Annotated in this window: 18 protein-coding genes; 9 read left to right on the forward strand and 9 right to left on the reverse strand. The window is 67.1% G+C overall.

What is annotated here, in order from left to right:
- Position 1: 1 nt before the first annotated feature.
- From glcF to WH303_RS02270, 4 genes are all read right to left on the reverse strand, one after another.
- Positions 2-1267, reverse strand: a complete 1266-nt coding sequence (gene glcF / locus WH303_RS02255) for a glycolate oxidase subunit GlcF (protein ID WP_339516666.1) — start codon at positions 1265-1267, stop codon at positions 2-4.
- 23 nt (positions 1268-1290) lie between these two features.
- On the reverse strand, positions 1291-2442 hold the full coding sequence (gene glcE / locus WH303_RS02260) for a glycolate oxidase subunit GlcE (RefSeq protein ID WP_339516667.1): 1152 nt from the start codon (positions 2440-2442) through the stop codon (positions 1291-1293).
- A 99-nt stretch (positions 2443-2541) separates the two neighbouring features.
- Complete coding sequence (locus tag WH303_RS02265) at positions 2542-3489, reverse strand: SMP-30/gluconolactonase/LRE family protein (protein WP_339516669.1); 948 nt, start codon at positions 3487-3489, stop codon at positions 2542-2544.
- Positions 3490-3564: 75 nt separating this feature from the next.
- On the reverse strand, positions 3565-4026 hold the full coding sequence (locus tag WH303_RS02270) for an Lrp/AsnC family transcriptional regulator (RefSeq protein WP_027011371.1): 462 nt from the start codon (positions 4024-4026) through the stop codon (positions 3565-3567).
- A gap of 100 nt (positions 4027-4126) precedes the next feature.
- Here WH303_RS02270 and WH303_RS02275 point away from each other — a divergent pair, with 100 nt between their 5' ends.
- Positions 4127-6379 carry an aminotransferase class V-fold PLP-dependent enzyme gene (locus WH303_RS02275; RefSeq protein ID WP_339516671.1) on the forward strand — a complete coding sequence of 751 codons (2253 nt, stop codon included), beginning with the start codon at positions 4127-4129 and terminating at the stop codon, positions 6377-6379.
- Positions 6380-6466: 87 nt separating this feature from the next.
- Here WH303_RS02275 and WH303_RS02280 read toward each other — a convergent pair whose 3' ends face one another.
- The 3 genes from WH303_RS02280 to WH303_RS02290 form a co-directional block, all read right to left on the reverse strand.
- On the reverse strand, positions 6467-7774 hold the full coding sequence (locus WH303_RS02280) for an ammonium transporter (RefSeq protein WP_043338911.1): 1308 nt from the start codon (positions 7772-7774) through the stop codon (positions 6467-6469).
- A gap of 65 nt (positions 7775-7839) precedes the next feature.
- Positions 7840-8178 (reverse strand): P-II family nitrogen regulator, encoded by a 339-nt coding sequence (glnK, locus tag WH303_RS02285; protein WP_027010591.1) that lies wholly within the window; start codon positions 8176-8178, stop codon positions 7840-7842.
- Between the two features lie 43 nt (positions 8179-8221).
- Positions 8222-8953, reverse strand: coding sequence for a TorF family putative porin (locus WH303_RS02290; RefSeq protein WP_312988489.1), 732 nt, complete (start codon positions 8951-8953; stop codon positions 8222-8224).
- A 327-nt stretch (positions 8954-9280) separates the two neighbouring features.
- Here WH303_RS02290 and WH303_RS02295 point away from each other — a divergent pair, with 327 nt between their 5' ends.
- From WH303_RS02295 to WH303_RS02330, 8 genes are all read left to right on the forward strand, one after another.
- Complete coding sequence (locus WH303_RS02295; RefSeq protein ID WP_339516674.1) at positions 9281-10825, forward strand: YifB family Mg chelatase-like AAA ATPase; 1545 nt, start codon at positions 9281-9283, stop codon at positions 10823-10825.
- 132 nt (positions 10826-10957) lie between these two features.
- Positions 10958-12202, forward strand: coding sequence for an ABC transporter substrate-binding protein (locus WH303_RS02300; RefSeq protein ID WP_339516676.1), 1245 nt, complete (start codon positions 10958-10960; stop codon positions 12200-12202).
- Entirely contained in the window at positions 12199-12975 is a 777-nt protein-coding gene (locus WH303_RS02305) for an ABC transporter ATP-binding protein (protein WP_339516678.1), read from the forward strand. The genes WH303_RS02300 and WH303_RS02305 overlap by 4 nt, the downstream gene beginning before the upstream one ends.
- Entirely contained in the window at positions 12972-13694 is a 723-nt protein-coding gene (locus tag WH303_RS02310) for an ABC transporter ATP-binding protein (RefSeq protein WP_339516680.1), read from the forward strand. Before WH303_RS02305 ends, WH303_RS02310 begins: the two co-directional genes overlap by 4 nt.
- Positions 13694-14557: a branched-chain amino acid ABC transporter permease gene (locus WH303_RS02315; protein WP_339516682.1), complete on the forward strand. Its 864-nt coding sequence runs from the start codon at positions 13694-13696 to the stop codon at positions 14555-14557. Before WH303_RS02310 ends, WH303_RS02315 begins: the two co-directional genes overlap by 1 nt.
- Positions 14554-15459, forward strand: coding sequence for a branched-chain amino acid ABC transporter permease (locus WH303_RS02320; RefSeq protein WP_339516684.1), 906 nt, complete (start codon positions 14554-14556; stop codon positions 15457-15459). Before WH303_RS02315 ends, WH303_RS02320 begins: the two co-directional genes overlap by 4 nt.
- Positions 15460-15461: 2 nt before the next feature.
- Positions 15462-16025, forward strand: a complete 564-nt coding sequence (locus WH303_RS02325) for a carboxymuconolactone decarboxylase family protein (RefSeq protein ID WP_339516686.1) — start codon at positions 15462-15464, stop codon at positions 16023-16025.
- Positions 16026-16056: 31 nt separating this feature from the next.
- Positions 16057-17430 carry an LLM class flavin-dependent oxidoreductase gene (locus WH303_RS02330; RefSeq protein WP_339516687.1) on the forward strand — a complete coding sequence of 458 codons (1374 nt, stop codon included), beginning with the start codon at positions 16057-16059 and terminating at the stop codon, positions 17428-17430.
- 97 nt (positions 17431-17527) lie between these two features.
- Here the strand turns inward: WH303_RS02330 and WH303_RS02335 are convergent, their stop codons facing one another.
- Both WH303_RS02335 and WH303_RS02340 read right to left on the reverse strand, forming a co-directional pair.
- Positions 17528-18139, reverse strand: a complete 612-nt coding sequence (locus WH303_RS02335; RefSeq protein ID WP_021024826.1) for a peroxidase-related enzyme — start codon at positions 18137-18139, stop codon at positions 17528-17530.
- The gene (locus tag WH303_RS02340) at positions 18136-18654 is read right to left on the reverse strand and encodes a CMD domain protein (RefSeq protein ID WP_339516690.1); all 519 of its coding nucleotides are present in this window, start codon (positions 18652-18654) and stop codon (positions 18136-18138) included. Before WH303_RS02340 ends, WH303_RS02335 begins: the two co-directional genes overlap by 4 nt.
- Positions 18655-18663: the final 9 nt, after the last annotated feature.

Raw genomic sequence — 18663 nt, forward strand, 5'->3', positions numbered from 1 at the left:
TTCAGCGCTGGGCCTTGGCGGGCGCCAGCGCCTCGTCGATCACCTCGATCCAGTGGCGCACCGGCACATCGGTGCCCGACTGCAAATGCGAGATACAGCCGATATTGGCCGACAGAATCGCGGCGGGCGGCGCATCGCTGCAGGCCTGGTTCAGGGTGCCGATCTTGCGGTCGCGCAGCTGGTGCGCAATCTCGGGTTGCAGCAACGAATAGGTGCCGGCCGAGCCGCAGCACAGGTGCGATTCCACCCGCGAGACGCGGATGTCAAAGCCCAGGCGGCGCAGGCTGGTCTCCACCCCGCCGCGCAGCTTTTGGCCATGCTGCAAGGTGCAGGGCGGGTGGTAGGCCAGCGGCGCCTCGGGCAGGTTCAGCTGGCCCTGCAGGCGCTGCTCCAGCTCGGGCAGCATGTCGGGCAGCAGCTCGCAAAGGTCACGCGCCAGCGCGCCAATCGCAGCGGCACGCGCGGCATAGGCGCTGTCATGGCGCAGCAGGTGGCCGTAGTCCTTGACCATCACGCCGCAGCCAGAAGCCGTGGTCACAATCGCTTCGACCTGCTGGCTCTCCACATGGGGCCACCAGGCATCGATATTGGCCCGCGCCTGCGCCAGCGCGCCCTGCGGGTCGCTCAGGTGCTGCTGCACCGCGCCGCAGCAGGCAGCGGCCGGCGTGACCAAGGTCTGGATGCCCACAGCATCGAGCACCCGGGCAGCGGCCGCATTGATATTGGGCAGCATCACTGGCTGCACGCAGCCGGCCAGCATCAGCACCTTGCGCTCATGGGCACGCGTCGGCCACTTGCCGGCACGCGGTACGCGCGCCAGCTTGGCCTTCAGCGCGGCAGGCAGCACCGGGCGGGCCAGCCGCCCCAGCGCCAGCGCCGGGCCAAAGGCCTTGGAGACCATGCCCTTGCGCAGCGCCCAGCGCTGCAGGCGCTCGGCCGTCGGGCGTTCCACCTTCTGGTCAACGATGTGGCGGCCGATATCGAGCAGCTTGCCGTATTGCACGCCGCTGGGGCAGGTCGATTCGCAATTGCGGCAGGTCAGGCAGCGGTCCAGGTGGGTCTGGGTCTTGCGTGTGGGCTCCTGGCCCTCGAGCACCTGCTTGATCAGGTAGATACGGCCGCGCGGGCCGTCGAGCTCGTCGCCCAGCAGCTGGTAGGTGGGGCAGGTGGCCGTGCAAAAGCCGCAATGCACGCACTTGCGCAAAATGGCCTCGGCCTCCTGGCCTTCGGGGGTGTCTTTGAATTCGGGGGCTAATTGGGTTTGCATGGTGCAGGGGTGCCTCGATTAGCTTAGTTCAGCGCCCAGTCGCCCAAGCGCCCAGGGTTGAAGATGCCATGGGGGTCAAACGCGTGCTTGAGCCGCTGCTGCACTTGGCGCAGTGCGGGCGAGGCGGGCGTAAAACCAAAATCATCGGATGCGACCAGGCCCACCTGGGGGCCGGGCCTGAAGCACACGGCGCTGCCGCCGACACTGGTGGCCAGCGCCTGCAAGGCCTGGGCATGCTGCATGGGGGCCTGCACCCAGCGCAGCGCGCCGCCCCATTCCATCAAGGGTTGCAGGCCTTCTTCGGTGCAGGGCAGCACCGGCGTGGTGGCCGGCAGCGACAGGCGCCACAGCGCATGGCTCGGGTCCATGGCACTGAACCAGGGCAGCTGCTGCTCGCGGCAGGCCAGCCAGGCGGCATCGGCCTGGCCGTGGTCCAGCATGGTGCCGCCCATGCCATCCAGGGCCGACTGCACCGCTGCCACTGCGCCGCGCAGCCGCACCAGCAGATGGCCTTGCTCACCGTCGTCCGATTGCTGCCACAGGCTGGCATTGATGGGCAGCGGCTGGGCGCGCCAGGCCGAGAGCTTGTCCAGCGCCTGCTGCGCCGTGCATTCGTAGTACAGGGTGGCTTGGGCGCGCTGCATCGGCAGCACCTTGAGGCTGATGTCGGTCAGCAGGCCCAGGGTGCCCCAGGCACCGGCCATCAGGCGCGACACGTCATAGCCCGCGACGTTCTTCATCACCTGGCCGCCAAAGCGCAGCAGCTCGCCCTGGCCATTGATCAGCTCCAGGCCCAGGATGTAGTCACGCACCGCGCCCACCGCCGCCCGCGAGGGGCCGGACAAACCGGCAGCCACCATGCCGCCCACAGTAGCGTCCGGGCCAAAATGCGGCGGATCAAAGGCCAGGCATTGGCCGCATTCGGCCAGGCTCGCTTCCAGCGCCGCCAGCGCTGTGCCGGCCCGCACGGTCACGACCAACTCACTGGGCTCGTAGCTGATGATGCCGCTGTAGCTGCGGGTGTCGAACACCTCGCCGCCCAGGCGCGCACCATAAAAATCCTTGCTGCCACCGCCCCGGATGCGCAGCGGCGTCTTGTGGGCATGCGCCGATCGAACGCGCTCCTGCCAGTCGAGCACGGTGGGGGAAAGAGAGGCAGCCACAGCTTGGTCCATGGCCCCATGGTAGCGGCAGTTGCGTCTGGCGTGGTCCGCTCAAGTTAGATGGGAGACTGAGGCCCAGCCCCGCAAGGCCCATGCAGCCTGCGCCTGCGCTTAAAACCCATGCCCGATTTCCCGCCAAGGCTGGGTTGGCAGGCCCGCCACACCGACGCGCATCGCAAACACGCAGCCCGACAGCGGCAGCTGGGCCAGCTCGTCGCGGCTGCGGCCGTGGCGGGCGGAGGTGACGTACAAGGTGCGGCCATCGCTGCCACCAAAGCAGGGCATCGTGGGGCAGAGCGCCGGCGTGTAGTGGCTGGCGAGGATGCGGCCCTGGGGGGAGATCTGCAGCACGCGGCCGCCTTCGTACATCGCGCACCAGTAGTTGCCCTCAACGTCCACAGCGGCGCCATCGGGCCGGCCGCCATAGCCGGGCTCGCCCGGGGCCCAGCCCTCGGGCTTGGCATCAAAGCGCATGAAGACTTCGCCCTCGCCTTGCGGATAGCCGCTCACGTCGCAGGCGAATTTCTTGATCGTGTGGCTGGGGGTATCGGCCCAGTACATGGTGCGCCGGTCGGGCGACCAGGCCAGGCCATTGGCGTTGGAGACGCCATCTTGCACCTTGCGCACCGTCGTGGTGCCCGTCAGCCCATCGATGCAGTAGAGCGCGGCCACCGGCTGGCGCGGGCCGCTGGCGGGCTCGTGGATGGTGCCCACCCAGAAGCGGCCCTGGGCATCGCAGCGGCCATCGTTGCCGCGCTCGGTAGCCGGGTCGATCGGCAGGCGGGCGATGTCGTGCAGGGTGCCGCCCCAGTGGGTGGCGCGGCAGATGCGGTCGCGCAGCACGACGATCCAGCCGTCCAACGCGCCGCCGCTGCGGGCTGGCGCGATGCAGCCGGGCTCGGCGGGCATGTCCCAGCGGTCCATATAGCCCGATCCGGGCATCGTGCGCCACAGCTGTTTGCCAGCGACATCGACGCCATAGAGAACACCACCGCTGGCTTGCCAGAAAGGAGACTCCCCCAACGCAAAGGGCTGGCTGACCACGGTATGCCAGATCATGGCGTTCCTTTAGAAATAAATTGCATGGAAAACCCTAAGCATTATCTGTGCCACCTGGGTTGCAGCGAGGCGGGCTTATGGAATATAGGACAGCGGCAAGGCGGTGGTGAACTTCAGCTCTTCCATCGCAAAGCTCGACGACACATCGAGCAACTGGGTATCGGCGATCAGGCGTTTGTAGACCTTGTCGTAGGCGGCGATATCGGGCACCACCACGCGCAGCAGGTAGTCCACCTCGCCGCTCATGCGGTAGAACTCCACCACCTCGGCAATGGCCGCCACTGCCGCGCGAAAGCGCTCAAACCACTCCTGGCTGTGCGTGCTGGTGCGCACTGCCACAAACACCGTCACGCCCACATTGACCTTGTCGCGGTCCACCAGCGCCACCTGGCGCTTGATGACCCCGGCCTCCTTGAGCCGCTGGATACGGCGCCAGCAGGGCGTGGCCGACAGCCCGACCTGGGCCGCCAGATCGGCCACCTGGGTCTCCGCATCGGCCTGCAGCAACTCCAGCAGTTTGCGGTCAATAGAATCCAATTTCATTTTTTTCCTATTTTTTGGAATAGAACTCCAATATTGTGCAGTAGCTGGCGAATTTTGCGACTGTATTCCCCGGCCCGGGCTGGACAATTTGGGCATGGAAATCTACCTCGACGCCAACGCCACCACCCCCGTCCTTCCCCAAGCCCGCGCCGCCGCCCTGGCGGTGATGGCCGATGCCTATGGCAACCCCAGCAGCATCCATGGCAGCGGCCTCAAGGCCCGCGCGCTGCTAGACGACGCACGCGCGGCAGCACGCCAGGTGCTGGGCGTGCCCAGCGGCCAGCTGCTGTTCACCAGCGGCGCGACCGAGGGCATCCAGACCGCCGTGCTGTCCGCGCTGAGCGCCCTGCGCCAGCGCCGCGAGGCCGGCGACAACACTGTGCTGCAGCTGCTCTACGGCGCCACCGAACACAAGGCCGTGCCCGAAGCCCTCAAGCACTGGAATGCCGTGCTCGGCCTGCAGCTGCCGATCGCCGCCATCCCCGTGGGCCGCGATGGCAGCCATGACCTGGCCTGGCTGCGCGCGCAGGCGCCCTCGGCCGGCCTGGTGTGCACGATGGCCGCCAACAACGAGACCGGCGTCATCAGCGACCTGGACGGCATTGCCGATGCGCTGCGCGGCAGCCCGGCGCTGTGGCTGGTCGATGGCGTGCAGGCGCTGGGCAAGCTGGCGCTCAAGCCGGTAGAGCGCGGCATCGACTACGCGCCGTTCTCCGGCCACAAGCTCTATGCCCCCAAGGGCGTGGGCATGCTCTATGTGCGCGAGGGCGCGCCCTTTACCCCGCTGCTGGCCGGCGGCGGGCAGGAAGGCGCGCTGCGCGCCGGTACCGAAAACATGGCCGGCATTGCCGCGCTGGGCGCCGTGCTGCGCGCGCTGCAGGATGGCAGCAGCTTTGCCAGCGCCACCACGATGGCAGGCCACCGCAGCCAGCTCGAAGCCGCACTGCGCGAGGCCTTTGCCGGCCTGGTGTTCAATGCGCCCCCGGCGCTGTGCCTGCCCACCACGTTGAATTTTGCCGTGCCGGGCCTCAGCGCCAAGCTGCTGCTCGATCTGTTTGATGCTGCCGGCCTGCGGGTGAGCGGCGGCTCGGCCTGCAGCGCCAGCAAGGCCCAGCCCAGCTATGTGCTTGAAGCCATGGGCCTGCCCGCCTGGCAGACGGCTGCTGCGGTGCGCATGTCCTTTGGCGCGGCCGATTCGGCCGAGATGATTGCCGAGGCCTGCCAGCGCATCCGCGCCTGCGGCGCGGCACTGCGCGCGAACTGTCTGGTGGAAGCGCCCGAAGACACCGCCCATGGCACCGCCCCGCTGCTGACGCGCTTTGTCGTCGACGGCGCCTGCTGCTACCTGCTGGCCGATGCTGCCAGCCAGCGCTGCGTGGTGGTCGATCCGCTGCCCGAGCTGGTCGAGCGCCTGGCGCAATGGCTGCGCTGCCGGGGCTTTACCCTGGCCGCTGTGCTCGATACCCACAGCCATGGCGACCATGCCTCATCGGCGGCCGAGCTGCGCGCTGCCGTGCCCGCTGCGCTGCAGGCCACGGGCGCGGTCGATACGCTGGGCTGGCCCCAAGGCGCCACGCAGATCGCGCTGGGCGCCTACCGCTTAAGCCGCCTGGCGCTGCCCGGCCACACCGAAGATTCCACCGCCTACCTGCTGCACGAAGGTGCGCAGCTGCAGCTGGCCCTGGTGGGCGATACCGTGCTGCCCGGCGCGCTGGGCCGCAGCGATTTTGCACAGAGCGCGCCGCTGGCCTATGCGGACAGCCTGCGCCTGTTGGCCCAGACCGTGGGCCCGCAGACCCTGCTGCTGCCCGGCCATGACTATGACAACCGCTTTGCCTGCACCTTGGCCGTAGAAGCTGCAGCCCAGCCGCTGCTGGCCGGCGTGCTGCAGGGCCAGCTGGATGCCGCGGCCTTTGCCGCTGCCAAGGCCGTGCTGGAGCAGAACCTGGCCCCCACCGCCTACCAGACCATGGCCTGCGGCGCCCGCGTCGATGCCGCCACGCCCGCCGTGTGTGTGGAGCTACCGGTGGCCCGTGCCCAGGCGCTGCAGCAGGCCGGCAGCGCCGCGCTGCTGGTCGATGTGCGCGAGCCCTATGAGCAGCAGCTGGGCCAGGCACCTGGCATGGACGATGGCGCCAGCAGCCAGGCCGTGCCGCTGTCGGGCCTGCTCAATGCGCTGCCGCAGTGGCTGGCCTTGCCGGCCGATACCCCCGTGGTGTTTTACTGCCGCAGCGGCAACCGCAGCGCCCAGGCCGCCCATGCATTGCGCCGGCTGGGCCACCAGCAGGCCTTCAGCGTGGCCGGCGGCCTGGCGCTGTGGCCAGAGCGCGCCATGACACCCGTCTAAGCTTTGTCTTCAGCGCCAGTTCGGCGCATAAAAAAAGGCCGGCCGGGTTGTGCACCCGTCCGGCCCCCCAAGGAGTATCCGCAAGAATCAACGTCCGTAGGCCGCTTCGCCGTGGGAGGTGATGTCCAGGCCTTCGCGTTCGGCTTCTTCCGTCACACGCAGACCACCGGTCAGCAAACCTGCCACCTTGTACGAGATCCAGGCCACCACACCCGACCACACGATGGTGATCAGCACGCCCTTGGTTTGCACCCAGATCTGGTGGGCCATGTTGTAGCCTTCTGGCTCGACACCACCGAGGCTGGAGGCGCAGAACACACCGGTCAGGATGGCACCCAGGATACCGCCCACGCCGTGCACACCGAAGACGTCGCAGGTGTCATCGACCTTGAGCAGGCGCTTGAGACCGGACACACCCCACAGGCACAGAGCACCGGCGAGCAGACCCATCACGATGGCACCCATGGGGCCGACAAAACCAGCGGCTGGGGTGATGACCACCAGGCCACCGACGGCACCCGAAGCGGCACCCAGCATCGAGGGCTTGCCCTTGTGCAGCGTCTCGCAAACCAACCAGCTCACGCAGGCTGCTCCGGTGGCCACGATGGTGTTGATGAAGGCCAGGCCCGCAATACCGTTGGCAGCACCTGCCGAGCCGGCGTTGAAGCCGAACCAGCCCACCCACAGCAGCGATGCGCCCACCATGGTCAGAGTCAGGTTGTGGGGCGCCAGCGCTTCGCGGCCAAAGCCCAGGCGCTTGCCCAGCACATAGGAGCCCACCAGACCGGCCACACCGGCGTTGATGTGCACAACGGTGCCGCCGGCAAAGTCCAGCGCGCCATCCTTGCCCAGCAGACCACCGCCCCAGACCATGTGGGCAATCGGCAGGTAGCTGAAGGTGAACCACAGCACGGCGAAGATCATCACGGCCGCAAACTTGATGCGCTCGGCAAAGGCACCGACGATCAGCGCCACGGTGATGGCGGCGAACGTGGCCTGGAACGAGACGAACACATACTCCGGCACGGTGGCCATCGCACCCGACAAGGTATCGGGGGTGATGCCCATCAGGAACACCTTGCCGAAGTCGCCAAAGAAGTTGCCTTCACCGGAGAAGGTCAGCGAGTAGCCGTAGATGGTCCACAGCACGGTGATCAGCGAGAAGATCGTGAACACCTGGGCCAGCACCGACAGCATGTTCTTGCTGCGCACCAGACCGCCATAGAACAGCGCCAGACCCGGAATGACCATCAGGATCACCAGCATGGTCGAGGTCATGATCCAGGCGGTATCGCCTGCATTCAGAACGGGAGCTGCTGCATCGGCCGCAGCCGCGTTGCCCGCAGTGGCCAGTGCCACTGCCGCCAGCCCTGCCAAGGAAAGAAGTCGTCTCATGTTGTTCACACCTTCAAGATAAATTGGCTTGTTGCGCGCGCCTTGCCAGCGCGGAGCGCTGTTTTTTAGATCGCGTTCGGGCCGGTTTCGCCGGTACGGATACGCACCACCTGCTCCAGCGGCGAGACAAAGATCTTGCCGTCGCCGATCTTGCCGGTGCGCGCTGCGTTCTCGATGGCCTCGATCACCCGGTCCACCAGGTCCTCGGCCACCGCGATCTCCAGCTTCACCTTGGGCAGGAAGTCCACCACGTACTCGGCGCCGCGGTACAGCTCGGTATGGCCCTTCTGACGGCCAAAGCCCTTGACCTCGCTCACCGTGATGCCTTGCACCCCAATATCGGACAGCGCCTCACGCACTTCATCGAGCTTGAAGGGCTTGATCACCGCCACTACCAGTTTCATGTTCATAGTCTCTCCTGTCGTCACTTATTGCAGCGGCGCTGCATCAAAAAGCCTTGGTCAGCGACACGATCGCGCGACCCTTGTTCACAAAGCCAAAGGCACCGGTCTTGTTGGCGCCCACCCAGGCGGCGCTCAGCGAGAAGCCGTCACCCAGGTCGTAGGCACCACCCACGCTGTAGTCCACATAGTTGGGCACGCCCAGGTCCTTGATGTCGCTGGAAAAGCGCGTGTAGCCCACGGCCAGCTTCAAGGTCGTCTTGGGCGCCACTTCCTGGGCGAATGCCACATTCAGGTAACCGGTGTTGCGGCCCTTGTACGTGCTGTCGTACTTGGTGCCGGCCCAGCCAAAGTAATCCTTTGACACGGTGTGCGAGTACTTCACGGTCACGGGACCCAAGGTGCCCGAGCCATACAGTTCGGTGGTGTTGCCCAGCGTGTTGCCGGGGTAGACATAGGTCAGCAGACCCACATCCCAGTCCACATCGGCGGCCTTGAACTTGTAGCCACCGTAGAAATCCATCTCCAGCTTGTTGTTGTCGAGCCAGTCGACGGTGGAGTTCCAGTTCCCCACATAAAAGCCGCTGTCGCCAAAGGCGTAGTCGACCCCTCCCTGGAGTGCGGGCTTGACCCATTGGGCACTAGAGGACTTCTGGTCCTGACCGCGGAACTTGTAGTTCGTGGTCACGCTCACATTGGCGGTCAGCTGCGCGCTTGCCACCATCGGCAGCGCCAGGAACGCTGCACCCGCCACCACCATCCAGCCTCTGTTGCTCATTGCCATTGCCACACTCCTTGTTGATGAATTCGACCCATCCGTTTGTGGCAAGCACAATGCACAGAGCGTGCCAAACCCAGCGCCACCCGCTGCGTTGCGCGCACCAGACAAGCGCAGCGCGCTATATTTTTTTGCAAATGCTTACGTTCTGAGCCGCCACGGGGCGGCCGGGAGCGCGGAATGGCAGGCCGACGCCGCCGCCACGCCGGCCCCGGGCTGTCGCCACTTGTTGCTGCCAGCGACTTTTGCGATGCTGGTGGCAGCCGTGCCTCCAAGAGGTGCTTCGTAATGCACCAAAAAGGTGCAAAACCACAAGGAAGCCCGCCCATGAGTCTCGCCGTGGTGCACAGCCGGGCCCTGGTCGGGCTCACCGGCCATCCCGTCAGCGTCGAAGTCCATCTGGCCAATGGCCTGCCCAGCTTCACCCTGGTCGGCCTGGCCGATCTGGAAGTGAAGGAAGCGCGCGAGCGCGTGCGCTCGGCGCTGCAAAACAGCGGGCTGGAGTTTCCGCACAACAAGCGCATCACCGTCAACCTCGCTCCCGCTGACCTGCCCAAGGAGTCGGGCCGCTACGACCTGGCCATTGCGGTCGGCATTCTGGCGGCCAGTGGCGCCATCGATGCAGACCGGCTCCAGGACTATGAATTTGCCGGCGAGCTGTCGCTGTCTGGTGCATTGCGCCCAGTGCGCGGTGCGCTGGCCGCCAGCATGGACCTGCACCAGCGCGGCCAGCAGGTGCGCCAGGTGCTGCCCCCGGGCAGTGCAGAGGATGCCGCCCTGGTGCCCGATGCCGAGGTCTACCGCGCCAGCCACCTGCTGGACGTGGTGCAGCACTTTGCGCCCCAGGCCGCCAGCGCCGAGCCCGAGGCAGCGCCCAGCCAGTGGCAGCGTATGCCCGCCCAGCCCCGCCCGCCCGAGGTCCCCGGCGCCGACATGGCCGATGTCAAAGGCCAGGCGGCCAGCAAGCGGGTGCTGGAGATCGCTGCCGCAGGCGGCCACAACCTGCTGATGCTGGGCGCACCGGGCGCTGGCAAATCGATGCTGGCCCAGCGCTTTGCCGGCCTGCTGCCGCCCTTGAGCGTGGCCGAGGCGCTGGAGAACGCCGCCGTACACAGCCTGGTCGGCAGCTTTGATGCCCAGCGCTGGGGCCAGCGCAGCACGATGGCGCCGCACCACACCGCCAGCGCCGTGGCCCTGGTGGGCGGCGGCAGCCCGCCCCGGCCCGGCGCGATATCGCTGGCCCATTGCGGCGTGCTGTTTTTGGACGAACTGCCCGAGTTCCCGCGCAGCGCGCTCGAAGCACTGCGCGAGCCGCTGGAGACCGGCCAGATCAGCATCGCCCGCGCGGCGCAGCAGGCCACCTTTCCTGCCCGTTTTCAGCTCATTGCCGCGATGAACCCCTGCCCCTGCGGCTTTCGGGGCTCGCGCCAGCGCGCCTGCCGCTGCTCGCCCGACCAGGTCAGCCGCTACCAGGCCCGCATCAGCGGCCCCCTGCTCGACCGCATTGACCTGCACCTCGAAGTCAGCCCCCTGCCCGCCGATGAGCTGCTGACCGCCCCGGCCGGCGAATCGACTGCCACCATCCGCGAGCGGGTGACCGCCGCCCGTGCCCGGTCACTCCAGCGCCAGGGCATGCTCAACCAGCAGCTGCAAGGCCAGGCGCTCGACGATTACTGCCAGGCCGAGCCCGCCGCGCTGCAGCTGCTGCAAACCGCCGCCGCCCAGCTGGCCTGGTCGGCACGCGGCATCCACCGCAGCTTGCGCGTAGCCCGCTCGATTGCGGATCTCGCGCAGTCGGAGACCATCAGCCCGGCCCATGTGGCCGAGGCGGTGCAGTACCGGCGGGCGCTGCTGGGTACGAGCGGCATGTAGCCAGCGCTGCTGAACGCTCACCCTTATGCAGAAAACGCGTTTGCTAAGTCAGAAAAATTAGTTCCTCCCGCAACGCTGACTTCGCACAATCCCCCTTTTGCGCCGCGCAGCCCTGCTGCGAACGGCGGTTTTTTGAAAGCGGATATGGGCGTGAGCAAATGGGGCCAGTGGCGAGTCTTGGGCGTGGCGGCGGCGTCGCTGTGTGTGGTGGCCGGTGCCAGTGCGGCAGGCGCAGCCAGTGCCCCCAGCGGCGCCCCCATCCGTATCGGCCTGCTGGCCCCGCTGACCGGATCGGGCGGCGCCTATGGCAAGGAAGAGGAAACAGCGGCCAAGGCCGCCGCTGCCCATATCAATGCCCATGGCGGTGTGCTGGGCCGGCCGCTGGAGATTGTGGTGGCCGATGACGAGACCACGCCCACAGCCGGCGTGTCGGCCGCGCGCAAGCTGATCGATGTGGATGGTGTGGTGGCGATCACCGGCGTCTGGAGCAGCGCGGTGGCACTGGCCGTGCGCCCGGTGGCACTCGAGAAGAATGTTGCGCTGCTGCCCGTGGGCTCGGCCGATGAGCTGACCGAGGGCGACAACAAGGGCCTGGTCTGGCGCTTCCAGACCAATGGCAAGAACTGGGGCCAGGCCTTTGCCAATGTGGCCTACAAGGATGGCGCGAAGACCGCCTCCATCCTGGTGCTGCAAACGCCCTTCACGCTCAGCACCGTCAAGCCCTTTGCCGAGCGCTTTGCGCAGCAGGGCGGCAAGGTGCTCGACACCCTCTACTTCAACCCCAACCAGCCCTCGTACCGGGCCGAAGTGGAGAAGATCTTCAGCAAAAAGCCCGATGCGGTCTTCCTGCCCAGCTATATCCCCGAGTTCAGCGCCATCGTGCGCGAGATCTACCGCAGCGGCTACGAAAGCAAGCTCTACACTTTCAGCCATGCGGCCGACAGCGGCGGCAAGTTTGTGCAGAACGTGGGCAAGGCCGCCGCCGAAGGCGTGAACCATGTGCAGGCCACGCCGGTGGGCAACAACGCCAGCTACCAGCTCTACCTCAAGCAGACCCAGCAGCCCGAAGGCACCATCGTCGCCTTTGGCGCCAATGTGTTTGACGAGATCAATGTGCTGGCGCTCGCGATCGAAAAGGCCAAGAGCGCCAAGGCGGCCGACTTCAGCAAGGAAATCGCCAACGTGGTCAACGCCAAGGGCCCCGATGTACACGACCCCGTGCAGGGCCTGCAGCTGATTCGCGCGGGCAAGCCTTTCCGCTACTCCGGCGCGACAGCGGACTTCCGCTTTGCGCCCAATGGCGACCAGGTGGACCTGGACTACGGCCACTACCGCGTGCTCAACGGCGTGAGCAAGCTGGTGGGCACCACCAAATGAGCCTGCAGACAGACGATCTGCTCAGGGTTCAGGATGTTCATGTAGGTTTTGGCGAGTTCACCGCGCTGGACGGTGCCCACCTACGCATTGCGCGCGGTGGCATCACCGGCATGGTGGGGCCCAATGGCGCGGGCAAGTCCACCTTGTTCAATGTGCTGGGCGGCCAGCAGGCGCACAAAGGTGGCCGGGTGCTGTTCGACGGCCAGGACATCACGCACTGGTCCGTGCACCGGCGCGCCCAGGCCGGGCTCACCCGCACCTTTCAGATCTCGCGCGAGATGGGCGCGCTCACGGTGCTGGAGAACCTGCTGCTCGCCGCCCCGCAGCAGCCCGGCGAAAAGCTCTGGCATGCGCTGCTGAACACGGCGGCCGCCCGCCAGCACGAAGCCCAGGCGATGGCGCAGGCCCAGTCCCTGCTCGAGCGCGTGGGCCTGTGGCGCCTGGCGCATGAGCGGGCCGACAGCCTCTCGGGCGGCCAGAAGAAACTGCTGGAGCTGTGCCGCGCGCTGATGCTCAAGCCCCGGCTGGTGCTGCTCGATGAGCCGGCGGCCGGCGTCAACCCGGTGCTGGTCGGCGAGATTGCGGACTTCATCCGCAGCCTGCAGGCCGAAGGCATGAGTTTTGCCATTGTGGAACACAACATGGACATGATTGCCGCGCTGTGCGACCCGGTGTATGTGCTGGCCCAGGGCAAGGTGCTGACCCAGGGCAGCTTTGCCCAGGTATCTGCCAACGCGCAGGTGGTCGAAGCCTACCTCGGAGGTGTGGCATGAGCGCCGAACTGCGCCTGGACAGCGTCGTGGCCGGCTACGGCGCGCGCGCCGTGCTGCACGGCGTGAGCCTAGAAGTCGCACCCGGCTCCAGCTTGGTGGTGGTCGGCCCCAACGGCTCGGGCAAATCCACCTTGATGCGCGTCGTGACCGGGCTGATCCGCCCGCAGTCGGGCCGCGTCATCTGGGATGGCCGCGACATCACCGCCCTCGATGCGCCGGGCCGCGCACGCCTGGGGCTGGGCTATGTGCCGCAAGAGGCCAATGTGTTCCGCAACCTCTCGGTGCTGGACAACCTCAAGCTCGGCCACGAGTTCATCGCCAGCGGCGGCGCCAAGGCCTTGCGCGAGCGGCTCGATGCGGTGCTGGCGCTGTTTCCCGAGATCGTTCCCAAGCTGAATGTCGCCGCTGGCTTGCTCAGCGGCGGCCAGCGGCAGATGGTGGCCATGGGCGCGGCGCTAATGCCCTCGCCCCGGCTGCTGGCGCTCGATGAACCCTCGGCGGGCCTGTCGCCGCTGAATGCATCGCGCCTGTTTGAGGTGGTGCAGCGCGTGGCGCAAACCGGGGTCACCTTGTTCATGATCGAGCAAAACACCCGGCTGGGTCTGGCCGCTGCCGACCAGGGCCTGGTGCTGGTCGCCGGCCAGGTGCGGGCGCGCGCGCCCAGCCAGGAGCTACTGGCCAATGGCCAGCTGCAAAGTCTTTATCTGGGAGCGCACTGATGCTGGCGCAGCTCATCTTCAACGGCCTGGTATCGGGCCTGCTCATTGCGTTGCCTGCGCTGTCGCTGGCCTTGATTTTCAGCGTGCTGCGCTTTGCCAACTACGCCATTGGCGCGATGGTGACCACCGGCGCTTACCTGGTCTATGCCTTCAACGGCCCGCTGAACTGGCCCTTGCCGCTGGCAGTGGCTGCCGGCATGGCGCTCAGCATTGCGCTGGCGCTGCTGCTGGACCGGCTGGTGTTTGCGCCGCTGCGTGGGCGCTCGGGCGTCACCTTGCTGGTGGCCTCGATCGGCCTGGGCCTGGTGCTGGAGAACCTGGTGCGCCTGGTCGCCGGCAATGCGCCGCGCGGCTTTGGTGTCGAGATTGCCCGGCCCGCGCGCCTGCTCGGCCTGCGCGTCAACCAGGAGCAGCTCATCACCCTGGCCTGCGTGCTGGTGGCGCTGGCTCTCGTGTGGCTGGTGTTCCGCTTCACGCGCCTGGGCCGCGCCATGCAGGCGGTGGCCGACAACCCCGATCTGGCGGATGTGCGCGGTATCTCGCGCAAAAAGGTGACGGCCACGGTCTGGGCGCTGGCCGCCGCAATGGCGACCTTGTCGGGCGTGCTGATCGGCCTGGATTCGAATGTGGACCCGCAGATGGGTTGGAACTACCTGCTGCCGGTATTTACCGCAGCCATCCTGGGCGGCATCGGCAGCCCGATGGCGGCGGTGGCGGGCGCGCTGCTGCTGGGGGTGACCGAAGAGCTGGCCACCCTGTTGCTGCCGCCCCACTACCGCACGGTGGTGGCCTTTGGGGTCATGGCCTTGCTGTTGCTGCTGCGCCCGCACGGTCTGTTTGGTGCCAAGTGGGTGCGCAAATGACAAGCTATCTGATTGCAACCCTGGTGCTGGTGGTGATCGCCACCTTGTCGGGCCTGGCGCTGAACCTGCAATGGGGCCTGGGCGGCCTCGTTAATTTTGGCCTGTTCGGCTTTTACATGCTGGGTGCCTATGCCTGCAGCCTGCTGCAGATGCAGGGCTTGCCGCCGCTCGCTGCCATGCTGCTGGCCCTGCTGCTGACGGCTGCGGCCAGTGCGCTGGTCAGCTTGATATCGGTACGGCTGAGCGAGGACTACCTGGCCATCGTCACCTTGGGCTTTGCCGAATCGCTGCGGCTCTTTATCAGCTACGAGGAATGGCTGACCCGGGGCACCCTGGGCATCCCCAATATCGTGCGGCCCTTTGCCGACCTGGTGCCCAGCGCCTGGCGCGATCTGTTCTTTCTGGGCTTTTGCCTGGTCTGGCTGGCGCTGGTGTTTGTGGTGCTGCAGCGCCTGGCGCGCTCGCCCTTTGGCCGCCTGCTGCGCGCCACGCGCGAGGACGCGGGCGTGGCCGAGGCGCTGGGCAAGAACGTGCTCTGGGTGCGGGCGCGCAGCTTTGCGCTGGGCGGCGCCATCCTGGGCATTGCCGGCAGCCTGCACGCCTTCTACTACACCTATATCGACCCGACCCAGTTCAGCACCATCTTGACGGCCTACGCCTTCATGGCCGTGATCCTGGGCGGGCGCGGCAGCCACACCGGCGTGCTGGTCGCCGGCTTCACGGTGATCCTGCTGCTGGAGGGCAGCCGCATGCTGGCCGGCGTCGTGCCCTGGCTCGATGGCACGCAGCTGGCCGCCATCCGCCTGTCGCTGGTCGGCGTGCTGCTGCTGGCGATGCTGATCTTCAAACCCAACGGCCTGCTGCCGGAATACCGGCTGGGCCCCCGCTCTCAAGGAAAATAGCCATGACCCGAATCACCCGCAAATCCCGCGAAGACCTGCCCGCCGCAGAGCAGCCGCTGTGGGACCGCATGCTGGCCGCCGGCGATTTTGCCGACCAGGCCGGCGTCATGGCGCAGCGCCTGCCGATCTTCTCGCAGACCTGGGCGCTGCTGCTGCAGCTGGGCCAGGAAGCGGTGCTGCCCAGGCGCTACACCGAGCTGGCCATCGTCACCGTCTCGCTGCTCAATGCATGCGAGTACTGCATCGACCACCATGGGCCCAAGCTGCTGGTCGAGGGCCTGTCGGCCGAAGGCGTGCGAACGCTGCTGGACTATGCCAACCACCCCGAGCTGAACGAGGTGGACCGCCTGGTGGTGGAGTACGCGATTGCCGTGACCCGCAACTGGAGCCAGACACGCGACGAGATCTTTGGGCGCCTGCACCAGCATTTCAGCGAAGCGCAGATTGTGGAGCTGACCTGGCGCACGGCACTGTGCGGCGCGTTCAACCGCTTCAACGACATCCTGCAGGTGCAGACCGCGCCGCTGGCCAGCCCTGCGGCCAGCGCTGCCGCTGCGCAGGCCTGAAGAACGACCCCAGCGTGACGGATCCCATCGCATGAGCAGACAGCCCCGGCGTGAACTGCGCCTCAACAGCTTCCAGATGGCTGCGCCTTCCCACAACTGGGCCGGCCTATGGAAGCACCCGCGCGACAACCAGGCGCAATACCACCAGTTGCGCTACTGGGCGGACATGGCCCGCACGGCAGAGCGCGGCCTGCTCGACGGCATCTTTATCGCCGATGTGTTTGGCATCTACGACGTCTATGCCGGCAATGCCGATGCGGCCTTGGCGGCAGGGGCCCAGTCCCCGCAGCTGGACCCGACCATGCTCATCTCGGCGATGGCCCTGGTGACCGAGCACATCGGCTTTGGCGTGACCGCCAGCCTGAGCAACGACCACCCCTTCTCCTTCGCACGGCGCTTTGGCACCTTGGACCACCTGACCAACGGCCGCCTGGGCTGGAACATCGTCACCGGCTACCTGGAGAGCGGTGCGCGTGGCCTGGGCCGCGACAGCCTGCGCGACCATGACGAGCGCTATGACGTGGCCGAAGACTTCATGGCCGCGATCTACCAGCTCTGGGAAGGCAGCTGGGAGGCCGGCGCTGCCGTGCGCGACAAGGACAGCGGCGTGTTCAGCCACCCAGAGCGCGTGCATGCGGTGGCGCATGACGGCCCCTACTACCGCGTGCATGGCCGGGCACTGGCCGAGCCCTCGCCCCAGCGCACGCCCCTGCTGTACCAGGCCGGCAGCTCCGCGCGCGGCCAGCAGTTTGCCGGCCGCCATGCCGAGGCCTGCTTTATCAACGGCCCCACACCCGCAGCAGCCGCCAAATCGGTGAAGGCCTTGCGCGCATCGGCCCAGCACGCCGGCCGCGATCCCTACGATCTGCTCGCGCTGCTGGGCGCCACCGTGATCGTTGCGCCCACCACCGCCGAAGCCCAGGACCTGCGCGACGAATACCGGCACTACCTCGACAGCGCCGGCCAGCTGGCGCTGGTCTCGGGCTGGACCGGCATGGACCTGTCCCAGCTCGGCCTGGACGATGTGCTGCCCTTTGCCAAGACCAATGCCATCCAGTCCACCGTCGAGCACCTGACCCGCAACACGCCGCAGCCGCCCAAGGTCCGCGACCTGCTGGATTTCAGCCCCGTCGGTGCGCGCGCGCCGGTCTTCATCGGCTCGCCAACGGAAGTCGCCGACCAGATGGCCCATTGGGTCGCCGAGAGCGATATCGATGGCTTCAACCTTGTGCGCACCGTCATGCCCGAGAGCCTGAACGCCATCGTCGACCTGCTGATCCCCGAGCTGCAAAACCGGGGCATGTTCAAGACGCGCTACGCAGAAGGCACCTTGCGCGAGAAGCTGTTCCCGGCAGGGGGCAAGCTGCTGCCGGCCAGCCACCCGGGCGCAGCGTACCGGCGCTGATGTTCCAGCAGACAGCCGCAAGGACCACCCACAAAAAACAACCCCCATCGCCCGGCAACAGACAATGGGGGTTGGCACATCAGCGCAGACAGCCGCTTCAGGCTTCCGGCATCAGCGGCTCGCCCAGGTTCAGCATCAGGCGGTTGGCCCAGGCAAAGATGGCGTCCGAGTGCAGCAGGTCCAGCACCTCACCGTCGTTCAGGCCCTCGGCCTTGAGCGCGTCGATGTCGGCGGCGTTGATGGCGGCGGGCTGCTCGGTGATCTTGATCGAGAACTGCACGATGGCTTTTTCCCGCGCGGTGGTGCCGGCGGTGGCGGGCTCTTCGAACACCTGGGCGATGGTGTCGCTGCGCTTGGCCAGCTGCTCAAAGCGCTGCGCATGGACCGACGCGCAGTAGACGCAGCCGTTGATGCGCGATACCACCGTGGAGCCCAGCTCGCGCTCGGCCCGCGAGAGGCCGCCGGGCGCATACATGATGGCGTTGAAGGCGGTGGAGCGCTCGCGCAGGATCAGCGGCTGGTGCACCAGGAACAGGTAGTAGTCCGAGGTCTTGGCCTTGGGGTGGCTTTCTTCGAGCACGGCCATCTGGTCGGGCGTGGCCTGGCCCAGCTGGACCACATCCAGCCAGGCCTTCCATTCCAGCGATTCGTTGGTGAAGCCGTGGGCGCGGATGACCTGGGCGGGTTGGAATGCGGCGGGCGTGCTCATGCGGTGGCCTCCTCGGATGCTTTCATGGCTTGCAGGCCGGCCACAAGGCGGACCTGGTAGGAGAGAAATGCGATCAGCTGCGACAGCGCCACGACAGCCGGGGTGCTGATGCCTGCGGCGGGCAGGGTTTCCAGCGCCGCCTTGTCGCCCTCGATCGGGTTCTCGATCAGGGTGCGGGTAAAGGCCAGCATGGCGGCCAGGCGCGGGTCTTGCGCGTCCTGGGGCTGGCCGGTGTCGGCGACGGCGATCAGTGCGGCATCGACTGCCAGCTGCTGCAGGCGTTCGCGGTAGTGGGCAACCAACTCGGGCGCGGGGGTCAGGCGGCAGGCGTAGAGCGCAACCAGCAGGCGCTCGCCCAGGCTGATGCCCGGTAGCGCCGGATCAAACAGCGCCTGGTAGCTGCCCTGGGTAGCGGCCACCACCTTTTCACGCTGGTGGCGCGCCGCATAGGTGCGGCTGCCCGGTGCCAGACCGACCAGCCGGTCGATCAGGTCATCGCTGGGGGATGTGGACATGCAAGACTC

It is taken from the genome of Comamonas sp. MYb69, assembly GCF_037479315.1.
Taxonomy (GTDB): Bacteria; Pseudomonadota; Gammaproteobacteria; order Burkholderiales; family Burkholderiaceae_C; genus Comamonas.